20 protein-coding genes and 3 pseudogenes are annotated in these 18,090 nt (G+C 30.6%); 2 read left to right on the forward strand and 21 right to left on the reverse strand.

The window, feature by feature from the left end:
• Positions 1 to 32 precede the first annotated feature (32 nt).
• From SBL16_RS07270 to SBL16_RS07350, 17 genes and pseudogenes are all read right to left on the reverse strand, one after another.
• The gene (locus SBL16_RS07270) at positions 33 to 254 is read right to left on the reverse strand and encodes a hypothetical protein (RefSeq protein WP_317953462.1); all 222 of its coding nucleotides are present in this window, start codon (positions 252 to 254) and stop codon (positions 33 to 35) included.
• A gap of 13 nt (positions 255 to 267) precedes the next feature.
• A pseudogene (locus tag SBL16_RS07275) lies at positions 268 to 669 on the reverse strand (DUF1643 domain-containing protein); the annotation flags it as partial.
• A gap of 154 nt (positions 670 to 823) precedes the next feature.
• On the reverse strand, positions 824 to 1,309 hold the full coding sequence (locus tag SBL16_RS07280) for a hypothetical protein (protein WP_317953464.1): 486 nt from the start codon (positions 1,307 to 1,309) through the stop codon (positions 824 to 826).
• 19 nt (positions 1,310 to 1,328) lie between these two features.
• Positions 1,329 to 1,904: a hypothetical protein gene (locus SBL16_RS07285; protein WP_031796675.1), complete on the reverse strand. Its 576-nt coding sequence runs from the start codon at positions 1,902 to 1,904 to the stop codon at positions 1,329 to 1,331.
• 138 nt (positions 1,905 to 2,042) lie between these two features.
• Entirely contained in the window at positions 2,043 to 2,537 is a 495-nt protein-coding gene (locus SBL16_RS07290; RefSeq protein ID WP_237645104.1) for a hypothetical protein, read from the reverse strand.
• A 15-nt stretch (positions 2,538 to 2,552) separates the two neighbouring features.
• Positions 2,553 to 2,843 carry a hypothetical protein gene (locus SBL16_RS07295; protein WP_031796673.1) on the reverse strand — a complete coding sequence of 97 codons (291 nt, stop codon included), beginning with the start codon at positions 2,841 to 2,843 and terminating at the stop codon, positions 2,553 to 2,555.
• Between the two features lie 56 nt (positions 2,844 to 2,899).
• Positions 2,900 to 3,772, reverse strand: a complete 873-nt coding sequence (locus SBL16_RS07300; RefSeq protein ID WP_237645102.1) for a helix-turn-helix transcriptional regulator — start codon at positions 3,770 to 3,772, stop codon at positions 2,900 to 2,902.
• A 169-nt stretch (positions 3,773 to 3,941) separates the two neighbouring features.
• Positions 3,942 to 4,389: pseudogene (locus SBL16_RS07305) on the reverse strand (JAB domain-containing protein).
• A 20-nt stretch (positions 4,390 to 4,409) separates the two neighbouring features.
• Positions 4,410 to 4,916, reverse strand: coding sequence for a DUF1643 domain-containing protein (locus tag SBL16_RS07310; protein ID WP_031796664.1), 507 nt, complete (start codon positions 4,914 to 4,916; stop codon positions 4,410 to 4,412).
• Positions 4,917 to 4,933: 17 nt separating this feature from the next.
• On the reverse strand, positions 4,934 to 5,245 hold the full coding sequence (locus SBL16_RS07315) for a DUF960 family protein (RefSeq protein ID WP_031796663.1): 312 nt from the start codon (positions 5,243 to 5,245) through the stop codon (positions 4,934 to 4,936).
• Positions 5,246 to 5,343: 98 nt separating this feature from the next.
• On the reverse strand, positions 5,344 to 5,679 hold the full coding sequence (locus tag SBL16_RS07320) for an SAUGI family uracil-DNA glycosylase inhibitor (RefSeq protein WP_117206108.1): 336 nt from the start codon (positions 5,677 to 5,679) through the stop codon (positions 5,344 to 5,346).
• 105 nt (positions 5,680 to 5,784) lie between these two features.
• A complete protein-coding gene (gene ccrC / locus SBL16_RS07325; protein WP_031796661.1) occupies positions 5,785 to 7,461 on the reverse strand; it encodes a cassette chromosome recombinase CcrC in 1,677 nt (558 codons plus the stop codon).
• A gap of 224 nt (positions 7,462 to 7,685) precedes the next feature.
• On the reverse strand, positions 7,686 to 9,329 hold the full coding sequence (locus SBL16_RS07330) for a DUF5906 domain-containing protein (RefSeq protein WP_117217021.1): 1,644 nt from the start codon (positions 9,327 to 9,329) through the stop codon (positions 7,686 to 7,688).
• On the reverse strand, positions 9,329 to 9,697 hold the full coding sequence (locus SBL16_RS07335) for a hypothetical protein (protein ID WP_237645113.1): 369 nt from the start codon (positions 9,695 to 9,697) through the stop codon (positions 9,329 to 9,331). Before SBL16_RS07335 ends, SBL16_RS07330 begins: the two co-directional genes overlap by 1 nt.
• Positions 9,690 to 10,799 carry a hypothetical protein gene (locus tag SBL16_RS07340; protein WP_237645114.1) on the reverse strand — a complete coding sequence of 370 codons (1,110 nt, stop codon included), beginning with the start codon at positions 10,797 to 10,799 and terminating at the stop codon, positions 9,690 to 9,692. Before SBL16_RS07340 ends, SBL16_RS07335 begins: the two co-directional genes overlap by 8 nt.
• 194 nt (positions 10,800 to 10,993) lie before the next feature.
• Positions 10,994 to 12,982 (reverse strand): hypothetical protein, encoded by a 1,989-nt coding sequence (locus tag SBL16_RS07345; protein WP_317953478.1) that lies wholly within the window; start codon positions 12,980 to 12,982, stop codon positions 10,994 to 10,996.
• Positions 12,983 to 13,081: 99 nt separating this feature from the next.
• Positions 13,082 to 14,011, reverse strand: coding sequence for a helix-turn-helix transcriptional regulator (locus tag SBL16_RS07350; protein WP_048665469.1), 930 nt, complete (start codon positions 14,009 to 14,011; stop codon positions 13,082 to 13,084).
• Between the two features lie 79 nt (positions 14,012 to 14,090).
• Between SBL16_RS07350 and SBL16_RS07355 the strand changes: the two genes are divergently transcribed.
• The gene (locus SBL16_RS07355; protein WP_002490405.1) at positions 14,091 to 14,519 is read left to right on the forward strand and encodes a VOC family protein; all 429 of its coding nucleotides are present in this window, start codon (positions 14,091 to 14,093) and stop codon (positions 14,517 to 14,519) included.
• 185 nt (positions 14,520 to 14,704) lie between these two features.
• Positions 14,705 to 15,884 (forward strand): annotated as a pseudogene (locus SBL16_RS07360) (IS3 family transposase).
• Positions 15,885 to 16,164: 280 nt separating this feature from the next.
• Here SBL16_RS07360 and SBL16_RS07365 read toward each other — a convergent pair.
• The 4 genes from SBL16_RS07365 to SBL16_RS07380 form a co-directional block, all read right to left on the reverse strand.
• Positions 16,165 to 16,293, reverse strand: a complete 129-nt coding sequence (locus SBL16_RS07365) for a hypothetical protein (RefSeq protein WP_002449516.1) — start codon at positions 16,291 to 16,293, stop codon at positions 16,165 to 16,167.
• 13 nt (positions 16,294 to 16,306) lie between these two features.
• A complete protein-coding gene (locus SBL16_RS07370) occupies positions 16,307 to 17,191 on the reverse strand; it encodes a permease (RefSeq protein ID WP_002449221.1) in 885 nt (294 codons plus the stop codon).
• An 87-nt stretch (positions 17,192 to 17,278) separates the two neighbouring features.
• Positions 17,279 to 17,599, reverse strand: a complete 321-nt coding sequence (locus SBL16_RS07375) for an ArsR/SmtB family transcription factor (RefSeq protein WP_048665473.1) — start codon at positions 17,597 to 17,599, stop codon at positions 17,279 to 17,281.
• Positions 17,600 to 17,644: 45 nt separating this feature from the next.
• On the reverse strand, positions 17,645 to 17,839 hold the full coding sequence (locus SBL16_RS07380) for a hypothetical protein (RefSeq protein ID WP_002441924.1): 195 nt from the start codon (positions 17,837 to 17,839) through the stop codon (positions 17,645 to 17,647).
• Between the last annotated feature and the right edge of the window lie 251 nt (positions 17,840 to 18,090).

Below are 18,090 nucleotides of genomic sequence, written 5' to 3' on the forward strand. Positions count from 1 at the left end.
AAGGATGCTCTATTTTTATTGAAATATACATTTCATTTTGTTAAATAGCGATTAATAATATTTTGAAAATCATTGTTAAGTACCGTTGTTATAGAGTCATCATTCATAAAATCATCATAGATTTTATCAAGTATTTCCTCGTCCTCGATCGCTGCGAAATGATATACTAAACCTTTTACTATTGATACATAATTTTGTGATGCTAAACAACTAGCAATCGTTTTCCAATCTGACTGTGTAATGTCATCGTTCATAGATAATCCTCCTTTATTTTAGTGTCCATTTTTGACGTGCTTTAGGGTTGAGTGGATGCATGACTTCATCTGTTACTGGATTAATGAGCTTTTTTACTTTCTTTTTATGAGGTTTTAACATTTCCATCACTTGCTTAACACGTTCGACGACAACGGGTCGCTTTGTATAAGCTCCATAAGCTAGAATCACTGTTTCACTTTCACTAATTGCTTTCATCAAATGGATGTCTGTATGCTTATTATAGGGTTCTTTGATATGTTTAAGGTTCTCAGGGGTTTTGATATTAGAGAATAAATTTACAGGGTATACATCGCCATATTGTTCAGAATTCGCTAATTGATCGAGAATAAGAACAGTTGTGAGATCAAGTGATAATACACCATCTAATTGAGGATACATCGTTATTATTGTACAAAATTATTGTACAAACAGGCTTCTTTTCATCTCATATCTTTTTGAGTAAAGAATTTGATTATCGTGACTAAATATTTCTTCAGTTAGTAAAATGACATAATAAGAAAGGTCTACATCATCCTAATGTACGATGTAGACCTATTAATCCACTTGTTTATAAATTAATTTTAGTTTCGTGATCCATAGCTGTTTTAGGTCCATTCCAAATTTGAACTGTTTCATCATCTTTAACTACTATGGTATTAGCGCCAGCCCCTGATTTATTATTTGCATTAATTGTCCATTCTGAACCATTGTATTCCGGTTCTTGGAATTTTAATAAGTCTGCATCTCCTACTTCGTTTACAGCTGCAATAGCATAATCAAAAACATTATCTCTAGTTACTTGTTGGTCATCACTTGTATCTTCTTCTGTTGTAGATTGCTCTTGACTATTATTTTGACTTTCATTCGATTGATTCTCATTATTAGATATTTCACTAATATTTTGTGAATTATTGTCGTCATATTCTTTTTGCTGAGCTTGTAATTTATTTTTTTCTAACTCTACTTCCTGATATTTGTTGTATCCAAAAAATCCAACAGCTGCTAATATGCCAATGATGGCAATTACTGTTATTGTACTTAATAATTTTTTCATGATTTCTTCATCCTTAAATTTAATAATTGCCGCCTTGACCATTGGCGCGTGCTTCAACTTGTCCTCTTAAATAACCAATATAATCTCCAGAACCTTCAGCTCTACTATCAACAGCGGCAGCTTCCTCTTCACTCATGCCTTCTTTATATGCATCTAAGAATTCATCATCAGACATGTTTTTAGCATCTTCTGCTGTATATTTAGGTTGATTGTCTTCGTTTTTCTCATCATTCGTATCAATGCCTTTGGTAGCTACTTGGAATTTACCTTCTTTTTCTAGTTTCTCTAGTTCAGGTGTCATTTCATCTCTAGTAATAACTCCATCACCATTTGCATCATTTTTCATAATGTTATTTGGGTCATCTGAATTGTCTATATTTTGTTCATTTGTAGATGTTATTTGTTCTTGATTTGTATTAGTTTGATTATCTTTATTCTTTTCTTTTTTATTTGTAGTACTTTGCTTTTTGTCAGCTAATTTAGACTCTTCTTTTTTAAGTTCTAAATCTTTATAACTCCCATATGCAAATACAACTGTAACTCCCAATACTGCAACTAATAAAATAACGCCTAAACTGGCGAAAACTTTCTTCACATCATTATCCCCATTCTATATTTATTTTAATTTTATATTAATCTATTTTGCTACGCTTTTCTATATTTATTGTTAAAATAATTTAAAAAAAGAACACATTTTGAAATCAATGCGCTTTTAAAAATAGTAACTTCTGTATTATGCTTTAATTTCTACAGGTTCACCAAAGTAATTTTCTATAATTCTTGCTATTTCTTTACCTAGTGGTCCTTTTATTGTGAATGTTCTTTTGAAATAAGAACCTATAATACCTAGACCTGCTGCGGCAAGTAGTAGACTACCTCCAGACATAGCAGTTAATCCTATTAAGGTTCCTAATGCAGCTTTACCCATTTGTTTAAAAGGTTTTTTATCAAAAATAACTGTTAAGCCTATGACATTAGGTGTCTTTGTTTCTCCAATAATAATTAAGTAATTACTTTTATGACTCTTAAAATGATACGTTGTTATTTGCGCATTATCTGTAAATACTTTTAATAGTTCGCGTTCGTGGCTACTCGATTTTTCTAGAATTTCATCCTCTTTAAGGACTTCAATATCCTTACTGAATGTATATTTTTTATTTAAAGCAAGTGTTTTCAATTCATTTTCAAAATCGTTTAAAGATTTCGCTTCATAATATACAAATTCCATTTATTTCACTCCCTGTTATTTTTCCCATTTGTTCGTTTCGTGATTATAAGTGAATCCTCTCTCTTGTAATAAGGATTTAGCTGCAATATAAGTATCGTAATCACCATCATCTTTCTTCTGTATATCATATATTTCCATTAAGTCTTGGTTTGAACTATCACTTAAAGCGTCTCTCATCAAACCTCTATCGCCTGTTGTTTCCCAAATCGCACCGATGGCTGCGCCAACGGTCGCAACTGAATAATATGCTGCTGCACCGACACCTTTCCCAATGCCTTTGCCTATCGTTTTTATGATGTTACTCATGATTACCATTCCTTTCATTATTATTAATATTATTTGTAAAGCATTGTCTGCTTTGTTTACTCTTGAATCTGTTGTTTTAAATAAGTTGATTGTAATAAAAGTAATTCATCAATCACTTGCTCTCTTAAATCAGGGGGTGAAATGATACGTATATTGGATCGATACATAAAACAGAGTTGAATCGCTTCGAGTTTTGTCATTTTGAAAGTGACAATAAGATAATGCGTATCATATTTTTCTATTACATGAATTTGATAATATCGATGCATTTTTAACCACACATCTTTAGAAATTTCAAACGTGATATAGGTTTGTAACTTTAATTTTTCATGTGTATCTACAGATTTTTCAGACAAACTCAGATTTATTTGATTAATATCATCGATATAAATTTCATCGTCCATTCGATATACTAAGTGAAAAGCATGCATTTGATAGTACATCGATAAAGGTAATAATAATTTTTGATTGTATTGAAGATATTTATTTTCGTTCATTGCTTGAACAGCTAATGATGATGACGAAATACCTGCTTGATTTTCATCAATTTCAAAGCGGTTAAGATTTTTTAATAATGTAGTTCGATGACCTGAATGATGTCTGATGATTAATGATTTAAGATATTGATAAAAGTAATGACTTAATTTGGGTGTAGTTAGGTACAAAGCAGTCAAAATATCATACATAAAATACATATTTTCATCTTTATCTTGTTCGAGCTTATAACTTTCTGACTTATAATCGTACGTAATTTCTTTGGTTGTACTGATCCATGATTTACTTTCATATAAAAAATTTCTGATATCGTCGATATCTCTTTGTATCGTCCGAGGGCTTGTCTCAAGTTCTAATGTAAGTGATTGTTTGTTGACAGATTTATTTTGTAGTAACCGATGGTATATTGTTAATATTCGAAATGCACGATCCAATATGTCACCTCCTTTAAGTTATATATTACAAAATAGGATTGTCACAATAAGTCAATTCTCCGTATATTTAATAAAAGTTGTGAAAAATATTTTTTAGATGAAGACATTGATATAAAGGGATTTTATAAATATTGGAAAGTGACGAAATAATGGTAGTGACAAAATACGGCTATACCTCTACCTTTAAATCATGTTGTCTAATGGAATAGGTGTTACTATCGGAGAAAATAATATGGTCATAAAATAAAATGCCCATCATTTCACTGATGAGCATTAACCGTTCGGTTACATTGATATCTTCAGGAGAGGGCGTTACATCTCCACTTGGATGATTATGGCCTAAAATAATACTGTTTGCGTTACTGAGTATCGCTGTTTTGAATATTTCCCTGGGATGAATCACTGTTTGGTTAATAGATCCAATCGATAATGTTTGAATGTGTGTAGGTTCATTTTTACTATTCATACATATGAGAATGAGATGTTCTCAGTCACTGTTTCCAATGAATGAACGCAAGATTTCTGCCGCATCCTCAGGGTTTGAAATACGATTTTTTTAGGTAACTTAATCTATCTGATTTTATCATTTGTAGTGAAACAATATTGATTTCCTTCATCGTTTACATCCATATATAAGTTATACTTTCAAAGTCCATTTCTGTCTCGCTTTCGGATTAAGGGGATGCATGATTTCTTTGGTTACGGGGTTCACGAGTTGTTTTACTTTCTTCTTATGTGGTTTCAACATTTCTAATACTTCATTGACACGCGTTTCAACAATGGGTTTTTTAGCGTAAGCACCCCATGCTAATATCACTTCATCTGATTCTTTCACTGCCTTCATAATCTGAATGCCTGTATGATTATCATAGGCATTTTCTAAATGTTTGAGATTGATAGGGGTTGTAATATTAGAGTATAGATTCACAAAATTGATTGAGCCAAATGCATCCATTTCTGAAACTTTGTTCATAATGAGTTGTGTGGTTAGGTCAATATTGAGAATGCCATCATAATGCGGATACATTGTGATGATTGTGATTGTTTGTTTTTCACTGTCCCATGTTTTCTTAAGTAGATAACGATGTTGTTGGTCATCACTGAATATGGCTTCAGTTTGTAATGTGCTTTTGATTGTTTTCATATGTTTTTTCTCCTTAATTAGTATTCTTCGGGTAGTAACATGACGTAATAAGAAAGGTCTACATCATCTTCTCGGATAATGTAGACCTTATTCATATTGATAGCTTTTGAATAATTCGCTTTATGAGTTTTGACGTACTCAGGACGTTCTTGTTTGTGTTTGATATATAGTTGGTTATTGTGCATATTTAATTGGAATATATGAAAATAATCCAATGATTCCTTGCCTTTTGATTGTTTTTGTTCTCGCTCAGATACGAGTTCCCATAATTGATGTTGTAATGTGATAGGTAAGTTGTTGGCGATACCACGGGTGATATATCTATTCATAAGATATCTCCTTTCGTTCTGATTCTTTCATCCATGTAATGATTTCGCTTAGGATAGTGATTGCTAGCTGTGTGATTTTGATATATTTATGCATATTATTATCCTCCTGTTAGTAAGTATCGTTGGTCCAAAAGGGGCATGATAGTGTTGTGTAGAAATAAGAAATCCATATCATGATTTTCATCGATATAGCCGATGGCTATGAGCTGTTTCTGATAATAGAGAATGAACGGATAGAGATTACTTTCGTGAAGTGTATCAGAGTAGTAGGTATAGGTTTGAAGTATTTTATTACAGAGTGGACCAAGTCGTACATATTTGTCAGGTAGGATATCATCAGCGATTTCTTCGATAGATTCACATTCCCACTTTTCATCTTTTGGCAGTTTGAATAAGTTGGTTATATAGTGCTTGAGTTGTTGTTCCAATGTCATTGTTATGACCTCCTAATGTATTTGGTTGATGTATACATGTGATACATCATTTAGATAATATATATTTGATTTTTATTTCATTTCTCTCACTTTTGTCACTAAGAACTAAGTGGTAAAAGTGGTAATTTGGTCGATGAAATAATTCTTTCGACCGTCTATCTCGAATTGGAATTTAGGCATAAAAAAAGACCCCCAATCTTTTTTCAAAGATTGAGGGATAAGACTTTCATCAATTTTATACCTTACAAGTTTTACTTGTTTATCTGTCGTAATTTCAATAGAGTCAATCAACATCTTCATAAGTTGATTTTTTGCTTCTGGTGTAGCTTCTCTTAAATAGACACTAAATCGGCTAATCATCATGGTTAAGTGGCTCTTAAGTTTATCATAATTTGGTACTTCAGCTTGTGATTCCGTAGCTTGTTGTGCTTCTTTAATTTGCTTATCTAGCATCTCTAGTTGTCCATTCATCTGACTTTGTTTTGCTTTTAACATTTCGCTATCCATTTGATCATCTAAGAACAATTCTAACAATCGTTCTTGTTGTGTTTTAACTTTTGCTTTTTGTTTTTCTAGACTATCAATATCATATTTTATTTCTGTTTGTTTACTATGCTTTTGTTTCAGTTCTTCTATCACATTTGACGCAATCTGCTTAATAACATCAGGTTGTGAAAGAATACGATTCAAATGAACATTGATTACGCGTTCGACGACTTCAGCATTAATCGCATTACTATGACAGGCAGAACTCCCAGAACGGTTAAATAATGAACAAATGTAATAACGCTTGATTGTTCGTTCTTTTGACTTTTTGGTTTTATAATAAGTCCGTCGACATACCATATTATTGCCGCACTCTGGGCATTTAATAAGGCCACGTAAGTAGAAATCTCCACCAATAGGTCGACCCGGTTTAAAACTTTTAGAAGCTAGTTTCTCATGAACTTGATCAAATACATCTTCACTTATAATGGCTTCATGCTTACCTTTGACCAATATCACATCATTTTTATCACTTTTACCACTTCTTCGCTGAACAGCCCAATTTTGATGGTTATTGAATCTGACATACCCTTTATAGACTGGATTATTCAAAATATATTTCACGCCAAACACTGAAAATGGTTTTTGATTAATGGTGCGATATCCTTTTTGATTTAGAATTGTCGTGATTGCTTTAAGTCCTTTATTGTGATTCAAATATAAATCAAAGATTTCCCGTACAATATTAGCTTCATTTTCATCGATAACCAAATCATTTTTCTGTGTCAATGGATTAAGTGATAATTTGTAGCCTAAAACACGACCGGTGATTGCCTCTCCACTACGCGCCTTAGCATTCATAGACATCTTGACATTACTGATCAGTGTTGAACGTTCGATTGATCCTATTAACCCAAACATTGTAACTAAAACTTCACCAGATGCATTGGATGTATCAATATTCTCAGAAATCGATTTATAACCTACGCCATGCTCTTTGAATTCATGAATTATATTAAAAACGTCTCTCATTGAGCGAGAAATACGATTCAATTTCCAACTTAATACCATTTCGATTTTATTATCCTTAACATCTTGTAATAGACGTTTCATTGCTGGTCGACCTTCAATATTTTTACCTGATATACCAGAATCGATATAAGTTTCATAGTCATAACCTGGATAGTTTTTCACAACCTCTTTGATGAGTACTTGTTCTTGCTCATGGATTGAGTACCCATGCTCCGACTGCTCTGACGTACTAACGCGCGAATAAAGTGCAATTTTACCCTTCATATCATACCGCTCCTTTTATTAGATTATTGCTACAGACCATCGGTCTTGTAACATCATATGGATAATATATATTTATAATTTCGTTTCATTTTTATCACTTTTACCACTTAATTATATGAGTACTACAGGCAACTGCCTGTAGTACGTAATTAAATTACTTACCTTTATTGATACGTTCTTCTATGATAGGCACAAGTACTTCTACAAATGCTTCAATTTGTTCATTATTCATCGTCAAAGTCCTCCCAATCAAAGTCTAAATTCTCTTCATCTAATGCCTCATCGTCTGTTATATTTTCATTTTTATCTAATGAAATAATATTATCTTTTTCCGAAATATCATGAATCTCTTTTTTATCGGCTTCTTTCCAACCTAAATCAATCCAATAATCGTAGCCATTGTATAGTTTGGTTTGAGTATCAAAGTTTGCTTGAATTAACTGTTTAATAACCTGAGAACTCACCTTTATTTCTTCATTAATAACTTTATTTAACTCAGATACTTTGATTCGTGATCCTGGTTTGATTTCTATAAGTTTTCTGAGTAAATTAATACACGCTTTCTGATGTGCAATACTTGCTGATTTACTAGAAACAAATTCATATCCAAAATTTAACCAATCATGAGAAATTTCAGTAACACGATCATTTTGGAGGTACTCGATATCATTTTTTACAATTTGCTTATACACATACATCAAGTAAAGAAAGATTTCTTTCTTTTCATCCTGTAACTTTTTAATTAAGTCAGGGTCAGCTTTTTCAACATAATATTCACATGGAATAACAGCAATTCTACGCTCTAGAGCTTTTGCATGTGTCGATGGAAAATTAAGTATAGCATTCGTATTAAAAATGAGTTTTAAATCTAACGTAACTTCTACTTGCATTCTTCCTTTACGGTCAGCATGAATTGGTTCAACAGATAGTAATTTTTTGAAATCATTCACAGTTGCTTCATCAACATTTGCTTTCCCCACTTCATCACTTGCCATAATTCGTTTACCAATTAGGCTTTCCTTATCGAAACGCCCCCCAAGTTCATTAAGTGTTTTAGATACGATATCATTACTATAAAAGAATGACTTAACTAATTTGATATAGACCGATTTCCCATTTTTTGCAGTTCCATATAAAATAAGTCCACGACGTAGTTTAGTATCTGCAGTGAGTAACACTGCTGTATGTTGAAAAAGAAAGTATTGTAAATCATCGTCATAATTCGCAAGTTCTAACATATATTGATTGAAATGTTTGGGTATCTGGTCAGTAATCTCATCATTTTTATCTAACGCTAAATTTAATCGCGTTTTTGGAAAAATGTCGATTGAATTTTTAACGACTTTGAATGTATTAAGATCGAACATATTTTCACCACAACCAATATAGTGCTCGTTCTCGACAAGTTCTTCTACATCTGTTGATTTTTGCAGACCTTCAACCACATTATTCAGTGCACTTTGCGTAGGCGTATAACCGATTAACAGTACTTGTATCATTTTTGATACAAATCCTTTTAACTCGTCTTCACTTATCTTTTGCCAACCGTTAATTTTGAATATATACAGTTCCGAATTGAAGCGTTTGATATGAAAAACTTTTATCATCATGTCTATTAATATTGTGTCACTTGGTTTCTTCTTAATACCGAAATAGCTATAGATGTTAGGTCGATAATCCGTATCTTTTGGGATATTAAGTCGTAACTGATCGATAAGTTCGTTATACACTGTTTCACCTTGTACCGTTTCTTCTATTTCATCATCATTGCCAATACTCATGGTTAGGATAGCAATCAGACCTTGACGGTCGACTGCCTCCTTAGCCACACTTATTATTTTTGTTAACATATCGAATATATGTTTCATTATAATATGCCTCCAGTTTCATTTAATGGTGCTACATCGTGTACATAATAGTTACCGTTAAAGCAACCTACATGGATTAAATGCTTTCTATCAATGTAAGGGTCATAATTCTTATGAGTGGAGCTATAATTACTATGACGTTTAAGCCAATCATTGATTGACAACTGCTTAGCTGTCTTTTGTGTTGAAATATTACGATTCACATATACAATCTGATTATTCACTTCAATTTCATATGTGAATTGGTGTTTCACATCACCTGAGAAATTTGTTTCCCTTACAGAATGTAACGTAGCTACATATATATAATTTTCTTTGAGTGGTGTGCTACTGGGTATTTGTAAACTTTGTCCCCTATCATTATTCATGGCCTTCACCTCCCAGTTCTTCCACTGTCACATGTGCAAATTCATCATTGAACAACTGGTTAGCTGTACTTTTCATTAGCTGAGCAACATCACGTGCAGTTACTTCATCATCACATTCAATCATAATCGCATCGTGTATGGGTACAATAATTTTAAACGTTTTTTGTTCGCATTGTGCTCTGTACACTTCCAATAGAATATGTTTGAAAATATAACTCGCTACCGTTTGGACATAAAATGCCATAATACTGCTACCTTGAAATGCGCTCATATCATGTTCAATGCCGTAAGGCATAGGCATGGTTTTATGCTCTTCGATTTGTTTCTTAAGTTCAATGACTTTTGTAAATTGGCTGACCGCATCCAACCATTGCACTTCACTTACATATTGTTTCAACTTGAATTTAGGGCTATCGAAGTTGCCGCCAAATAGAAACGAACCAATAAATGCACGTTTAACGAACTTTTTCTCCTTTTTGGACAGTGATAAATCTTCTAGTAATGCGTCATATAAACCTTCTTTATGATTCAAATAGTCAATCAGTTTAGAATCTTTCGTCATGTATCCAACAACCGAAGGGTCAAATGAGTTGAAATCGATTGTATATACCTTTTTGAATTGTGAAGGTAAAATCATACGTTGGACCGATTTTGGTAAGCCTTGGATATTAAAATTTTTAGTTGTGATTCGATGTGTCCGTGTACCAATCAACGATAATTGCGTATATAATCGATTCGTACCATTTAATGCCTGTTCTAACCTATCAAATAGCTTTTCGATCTTATCAGAATGTTCATCATTCTTAGCCTTTTCAAGCATTTTTGATTTTATATCGGGTAATTTATCGATATTAAGCATAATGGGTTCCGATTCAATCTCTTTCTTTAATACCTCTAAATTATGATGTACTTCCACATATTGGTCTAACTTAACTTGTTCATCAGCTAAAAGTGCATTATATTTTTGATCTAGCAGTTGGCTGAATTGTTGTTGCAGCTGCTGAACTTCATCTTGATTTGAAAATTTGTTCATTAAAAAGTGTTCTGTTTTATTGCTTTGAGGCAATTTTGTAATTAAATCACGTATATTTGTTTGATACATGGTGCTTTGCTCCTTCTATAAGTTATTACACAACAATCTCCCGGGCTGATTATCATGTGAACATCACAACGTTGTATCTATACTATAAATGACTCAAATTAATTACTTAATGGCTTCCATAACATTGATTCCTGTAATGGAAGCGTAAAATTACAATTAAAAAGCCAACTCATTTTTGAGTTGGCTCATTATAGTTATTGTTTTTTTGTATTTGGACTAATATCATACAAATTGCTCCTAATTTTAACCGACAATAAATTATCGATAGAAACATTTATTTTATTCTTTAATTTGGAGTTAATATCATTTTTATCATCAAAAGCATGATATGTTTCTTCTTTATTTTTTCTTCTCTCATCTTTATCATCAGCAACATCATCAGGATAATGTTGCTCTCTTCCGCTAGAGTTACTTATTTCAAGAGAAAATGGCGTTAATTTACTTTTTATTCTACTAAGTTCCTTTAAAAACGATCTATAGTATCTTGCATTTTCATAATTCGAATTTATACCATTATTTAGTAAGTAAATACCTAATCTGTCTATTGAATTTTCAACATCATTGAAAAGTTGTTTGAATAAATCTGAATCATCTTTTTCATACTTAAATTTGCTTGTTGCTACTAATTTTTCAATGGTACTACTTCTATCGTATCTTTCTTTTTCAAACATTGTTTGCATATTGTAGTTAATACTTTCCTGACCTATTTCTTGATTCAAACAATTTATTAATAATTGATCCAAAAATGGTGTCTTTATTTTATATTTATCTACAAAAAACAAGATATAATTTTTACTTTCATTATCTTTTGCTTTTACTACGTTATTACTAAACTCAAAGCAATGATATAAATAAACAAAGTTTAGTTTCTGATTTTGATTTGTATTCTTGGACTGTAGCTTATTATATTCATGTTGGATATCGTTAATAACTTTACCATTGAATTCAGTAATATTCTCACTAATTTGCTTCCAATTCTTCACTCCACCATCTGTCAAAAAGTAATCTTTAAAATAATTGAAACGTGACTTATCTTCATTAGCCTCATTGATTGTTTCTTCAATTGCGTTAGACATCATTCTCAATATTTTGTTGCCCTCATAATAATTACTCTCTAAAACTTTATGCATAAAACTTTCAAGTTGCAATTTTAATTTTTTATTTTCAGAGTACCATCTACATTGGGATTGATATGTAAAATCAGTCAATAATTTTTCCTGTAAGGGAGAATTATCCATATTCATAATTTCTTTCATTATATCTTCAAAATACTCATAAAAATTATGGGAATCATCTCTTAATATTGCTTTTTCAATAGTAGGAGTATGTTTATAATTATTATCTGACTTTGGTAATGGATGCTTATCGAGAACTTTCGATAAAATTTCTATAACTTGATATTGGAGTCTATTAAACTCATAGTTGGATCTTTGAGTAATATACCTTCCATCAAATTCATCAATTTCATATTCAGGATTATTAGAATTATAAAATGGCTGATATTTTGCAACATCTACACCATACATTTTGTTCAATAATTTTAATTTGTTCGTGAAAGTTGTACCCTTGACCCCTTGTTTCTCTTGTAAATGTCTTTTTTTATAAGTTATTTTAGGATTTTCTTTTACAAGATTGAAATAACTAGATGCTTGATACTTATATTCAGATTTTTCTTTATTGTAGAGATAAATATCAATATGAACCTTAAACACCTCTTGAAAAGCTTGCTTTTTATTTTTAGAATCATTCATGAGTTGCTTTAAAGCATTATACAATTGATTTTTATCCTCTTCTAATGTTTGATTTGAAAATTTGCATAAATACCATTCTTTAGTCACATCAATGTCATTTGTTCGCTTATTTAAGTAACAATGTTCTTGAATGCCTCGTTGAATACTACTTAGTGATTCACTTTCAAACTGTATTTTTATGCCTTGACTATCCAATATTACTTTACCAAAATTAATCATAAACTGCCTATATGTACTAATAAAATCTTGTACCTCTCCTGCATATTCTGGTTGTAACATCGGTGATAATGGAATTTTATTTTCCATAGGCAAAATTTTAAACTTTTTGGTACACTCTTTTATATTATTTATAATTTGATCATCAATATGAACCGTATACTGCATATATATAGTATTTTCAGTAGATTTTAGAGTTGTAATATTTTTATTCACTTAATTCACCTTCATTGACCCATCTTTATTTAATTATAACTATTTATGTATGCTGTAGCACTACCACCTTTTTTCATCAAAATTAAGATTAATTTGCTATTAGTACATACTTATTATTTTGGTTAATTCAGTTTTAACAGCATATTTCAAACTAATAGGAGATTCTACTTTGACATTGGCACCACATGTGACTATTAATTTAGCTATAAAATCTATATCTTTCGTGTTCACTTTTGATTTAAACAAATATGTCTCTTCTTTAATATTTTCAATCATATAGTCACTCCATAGGTATCCTTTCAAGATATTTAATCCAATAATATTACTTCTAATTTGTATATCAATCGTATTTTCGTTTTCAATCATGAACTGTTGAAAATTCTGCATAGTTATTTCATTACATTCTTGAGTTTCTCCTATTTCATATACTTCTTTTATTTTAGAAATATTTAACAACTTCACTAATTTTGATCCTATATTAACAACAACGAAGTACCACTTTTGATTTTTATATAAGATACCAATACCTTTATATTGACCATTCAAGTAGTTTTGTGAATAACAGATTTTAAATGACTTACTACCAATTGTTAATCTAATGATTTCATTAAATATCTTATAACTTTTGAACTGATATGTATCTTCATTAAAATATTGAAATATCTCATTATACTGGTTTATCAATTCTTTTTTATTCGAATTATTATATAACTTTTTTAATATTTCTTGATATTCTGTTTGAAAAGGTAACTTACTAACATTGGAGATACTTGAAAGTGTAAATACTAAAGCTTTCAATTCTTCGTCTGTGATTGCTATTTTCGTTTGGTTTCGATTACCTATGGTCATATAACCGCCATTTTTCCCTGTACTACTATATAAAGGCACTCCTAATGCTTCAATTTCCTTTATATCCCTTAAAGCAGTACTACGAGAAATATTAAATTCTGACATTAAATCATTTAACTTGAAATTCCTTTTTTTATTACAGTATTCAATCATATGATATAATCTAACAGATTTTTTCATTATTATTCCCCTTTTAGTATCAATAGGTGACACTAATACAGTATATACTTATTTATAACAAATTTAAGGAGGAAAAACTATGAATTTTCAAGTAAGTCCCTATTTTTTAATTATAGAAAATGCAGATGGTTTGAAAAGGTTGTATGAAGAGCTGTTTGGCGCTAAAACACTGTATATCCAACGTATCAAGGATAGACCGACAGATAAGCAACTTAATATCGATAAAAAAGATTTAAATAAAATTGATCAATGTGTACTTCAATTTGGAGATATAAAAATTATGATTGCGGATGATACCGAAGGTTTACCTATAACCCAAGGTAATAATATATCGCTTTGTATTACTTTTGACCATGTAGAAGAAACTAAGTGTGTGTATGACCAGTTAATAGAAAAAGGCAGTGAAGTATTAAAAGCATTCAGCCCAGAGTTCTATACTGAAGGTTATGGTTATGTAAGAGATCCTTATGGTATATCTTTACATTTATTTACGAAAAGGAAAGGTTAAACCAAGTTTCTAGTGTTCTATTACAGATATTGGTACAACTATAAGGACATTTGGGAACAAATTATCGCATGTTTTTTCAATATAAAAAGCCATGACATTATTGGACTGACCCCAATTAGTGGGAATTATATAAAACACTTTCGTTGAATTCATATTAAAATGAATCATGCGGAGGTGTTTTTTCTATGAAAAGAGTTGCTTATTCAGTAGAAACAAAGTATAAAGCTGTTGAAATGAAAACAGCAGGATTTTCAACAAAAGAAATTATGGAAGAATTAAATATTAGAAATAGAACACAAGTGAAAACTTGGTGTCGATGGTATCAAAATGGGGAAAGTTATAGATTTTCACAACACGTTGGTAAACAATATACCTACGGTAAAGGATTAGAAGAGCTGTCAGAAGTAGAACAATTAAAATTAGAAAATAAGAGAAAAGATATAGAATTGGATATTTAAAAAAAGTACAAGGCATTGGAAAGGAAGTGGTACCAACAGTAGTCATAGATTTAGTGGATCAATTAAAAGGAAACTATTCAATCAAATTGATACTAGAAGTATTAAACATACCTAAATCAACATATTACCGATGGAAAAACAAAACCTATAAAAATGATACTGTAACACAAAAAGTCATTGAATTATGTGAAGCTAGCCATTATACCTACGGTTATCGTAAGATTACAGCACTGATTAATCAATGTTATACATCACCAATTAATCATAAGAGAGTATAGAGAATTATGCAGAAGCATCATTTGAACTGCCGAGTTAGACCTAAAAAGACGACAAGGATAGGTAAACCGTATTATAAAACAGACAATTTAAAGCGAGTTGTCCCATGGAAGTATTAACAACCGATATTACTTATTTACCATTTGGTCATTCTATGTTGTATTTATCTTCGATAATGGACATTTATAACGGAGAAATTGTGGCGTATAAAATAGATGATAAACAAGACCAACGTTTAGTTAATGATACATTAAATCAAATCGATATACCTGAGGGGTGTATATTACATAGTGATCAAGGCAGCGTTTATACATCTTATGCTTATTATCAATTATGCGAAGAAAAAGGCATTATCAGAAGTATGTCCCGAAAGGGAACACCTGCCGATAACGCCCCGATAGAAAGTTTCCATTCCTCGCTAAAGTCTGAAACTTTTTACATCAATAATCAGCTTAATAACTCTAATCATATTGTTATAGATATTGTCGAAAAATACATTAAAAACTATAATAATAATCGAATTCAACAAAAACTAGGCTACTTATCCCTTGTAAAATACAGAGAATTAGCAGCCTTGAACATAGTGTTTTTATTAAGTTCCTATTTTAAGGGTTCAGTGCCCAATTTCTAAGGTAGCTTCCCTTTCAATAATTTTTGAATTCAAAATTTTAATATAAATCCCTTCCTTTTATATTATACACAATCTATTTTTTAGTTTTATTTGTGATACGCTTCTGCGTATCGGTTAATGATGCGGTTTTTAATTAACGTCTTTTTGTTATAAGTCTTAAAGAATATTAAATAAACAACATCATTTTCCTTAATTGAAACGAAAGAACGACAAATTCCATACTATTACATTGGAATTTGTCGTTCATTTATTAGAAGCATATATTTTACAGACTTCTAAATTAATTGTTACAACAACAATTATTATCCTGTTGCTCTTTTTCATTTTTCTCTTTTTTTTCTTCAATTTCTACAGAACAACAAGATTGTTCCTGAGGTTTTAATTTTTTTAATACGTCTTTGACTCCCATTATCTCACCTCCTTTAAATAACAATGTTCACCATCAAACCTGTAGAAATAGCTACAACTAAAATGGCGATAACGAATGAGATTACAAATTTTTTCTTGAATAATTTCGATAATAATACAACTTCTGGAATACTTGCACCAGCACCACCAATGATCAAAGCAACAACTGTCCCAAGCGACATTCCTTTTGAAGCTAATGCTTCAGCTATAGGTAACATTGTTTCAGGTCTAATATACATAGGAATACCTATAATAGAAGCAATAAATACGGATATAATGCCACCTCCACTCGCATATTTAGTAATAAATGTTTCGGGTACAAAGCCATATATAAAAGCACCAATAAATACACCGATAAATAAGTAAGGAAGCATTGGATATAAGAATGCCCAAGCATCATTTAATGCTTGTTTAAAACGAGATCCATTTTTATTAGCGAAAAACCCATCGCCTTTAACATTTACACCTTTATAACTTTTAGATAAATTCATTTTTGAAAATACTAGACCCGTTAAGACACTAAAGATTGCTAGTACAATAAAATAAACAACAGCAACTTTCCAACCTAATAAGGCCCATAACATAAATATCATTAATGGATTCATTAAAGGTGACGCAATTAAAAAACTCATTGCAGGGCCAAATGGAACTTTAGAATTTAATAAACCTGCAAGTATAGGAATTGTAGAACAAGAACAAAATGGTGTCATCGCACCAAAAGCCATTCCCAAAATATAATTAATAGCTTGATTAGGTTTACTTAAAAAGTATTTTATTTTTTCTTCTGAAACTATCTGTTGGATGATACTTACAATAAAGCTCACGATGATAAATAGTATGAATAGTTCAAAAAACAACATCACAAATGTTTTTATAAATTCCATAATTGAATCTAACATGAGTATAATGCCTCCAAATTTAATTAATCAATATTTCTTGATGTATTAATCAAAAAAAATTGATTAATACATCATTAAAAAAGATACTTAAAGTATCTTACAACAAGTATCTTCATTTAAAACAACCTGTATTTGCTGCTCATTAATTTTATAATAATTCCATGTGCCATGCTTTTCAGCAATAAGAACATTTGCATCTACTAATTTTTTTAAATGATAAGAAAGTTTAGATTGTTTTATATCTAATAACGCTTCTAAATCACATACACATAATGATTTATTGAAGCTTTGGCTAATTTGATTTAGTATTTTTAATCTGATTTTATCGGCAAGTGCATTAAACATATTTTCATAAAAGTCAAATTGTTGATCTTCACTCATATCAGTCTTTGCTTTAATAACTTCCATAAAAGATCATCCTTTTTATAATATTTCATTGAGTTTATATTATCTTTATTTCAATTCTTGAATTGCTTGTTTATAGTTATTTTTTGTTGATTCGCCATACTGATTAATGTTCCCTTTAAAGAACTCCTTTTCCATATATATTGTAGCTTCTTTTAAATTGATTTCTCTTGATAGCATAACAAGATTTAAATAACTTACAAAATAACCAACAGTTAAAGTACTTGCATGGTTTACTCGCAATCAAGCACGCCTCCTTATTGTCAACGTAGTTTTATATCATTTAATACATCAATTTTTTTTGATGTATTAAATATAAATCAATATCCATATTATCGCAAGAAAAAAACTATAATTTTTACATAAACTTAGGTATTGCTCACAGAAATATTAAAATAATTTTTTTATAAATTATATTATTAAGAATTAAATTTAATGAGGTTTTTAAAGCTCAAATAAGAACATAGACATTAATCTATATAGATGTTAATCTA

It is taken from the genome of Staphylococcus sp. NWU MK-U1 (genome assembly GCF_033283505.1).
Classification (GTDB): domain Bacteria; phylum Bacillota; class Bacilli; order Staphylococcales; family Staphylococcaceae; genus Staphylococcus; species Staphylococcus haemolyticus.

Bases quoted from the DNA above. Each gene is read 5' to 3' on its own strand.
- SBL16_RS07335 (WP_237645113.1), bottom strand. From the start codon at position 9,697: ATGAATAATGATAGGGGACAAAGTTTACAAATACCCAGTAGCACACCA.
- SBL16_RS07280 (WP_317953464.1), bottom strand. From the start codon at position 1,309: ATGAAAAAATTATTAAGTACAATAACAGTAATTGCCATCATTGGCATA.
- SBL16_RS07375 (WP_048665473.1), bottom strand. From the start codon at position 17,599: ATGGAAGTTATTAAAGCAAAGACTGATATGAGTGAAGATCAACAATTT.
- SBL16_RS07365 (WP_002449516.1), bottom strand. From the start codon at position 16,293: ATGGGAGTCAAAGACGTATTAAAAAAATTAAAACCTCAGGAACAATCT.
- SBL16_RS07370 (WP_002449221.1), bottom strand. From the start codon at position 17,191: ATGTTAGATTCAATTATGGAATTTATAAAAACATTTGTGATGTTGTTT.
- SBL16_RS07330 (WP_117217021.1), bottom strand. From the start codon at position 9,329: ATGAAACATATATTCGATATGTTAACAAAAATAATAAGTGTGGCTAAG.
- SBL16_RS07340 (WP_237645114.1), bottom strand. From the start codon at position 10,799: ATGTATCAAACAAATATACGTGATTTAATTACAAAATTGCCTCAAAGC.
- SBL16_RS07310 (WP_031796664.1), bottom strand. From the start codon at position 4,916: ATGAAAACAATCAAAAGCACATTACAAACTGAAGCCATATTCAGTGAT.
- SBL16_RS07315 (WP_031796663.1), bottom strand. From the start codon at position 5,245: ATGAATAGATATATCACCCGTGGTATCGCCAACAACTTACCTATCACA.
- SBL16_RS07320 (WP_117206108.1), bottom strand. From the start codon at position 5,679: ATGACATTGGAACAACAACTCAAGCACTATATAACCAACTTATTCAAA.
- SBL16_RS07350 (WP_048665469.1), bottom strand. From the start codon at position 14,011: ATGAAAAAATCTGTTAGATTATATCATATGATTGAATACTGTAATAAA.
- SBL16_RS07290 (WP_237645104.1), bottom strand. From the start codon at position 2,537: ATGGAATTTGTATATTATGAAGCGAAATCTTTAAACGATTTTGAAAAT.
- ccrC (WP_031796661.1), bottom strand. From the start codon at position 7,461: ATGAAGGGTAAAATTGCACTTTATTCGCGCGTTAGTACGTCAGAGCAG.
- SBL16_RS07355 (WP_002490405.1), top strand. From the start codon at position 14,091: ATGAATTTTCAAGTAAGTCCCTATTTTTTAATTATAGAAAATGCAGAT.
- SBL16_RS07270 (WP_317953462.1), bottom strand. From the start codon at position 254: ATGAACGATGACATTACACAGTCAGATTGGAAAACGATTGCTAGTTGT.
- SBL16_RS07295 (WP_031796673.1), bottom strand. From the start codon at position 2,843: ATGAGTAACATCATAAAAACGATAGGCAAAGGCATTGGGAAAGGTGTC.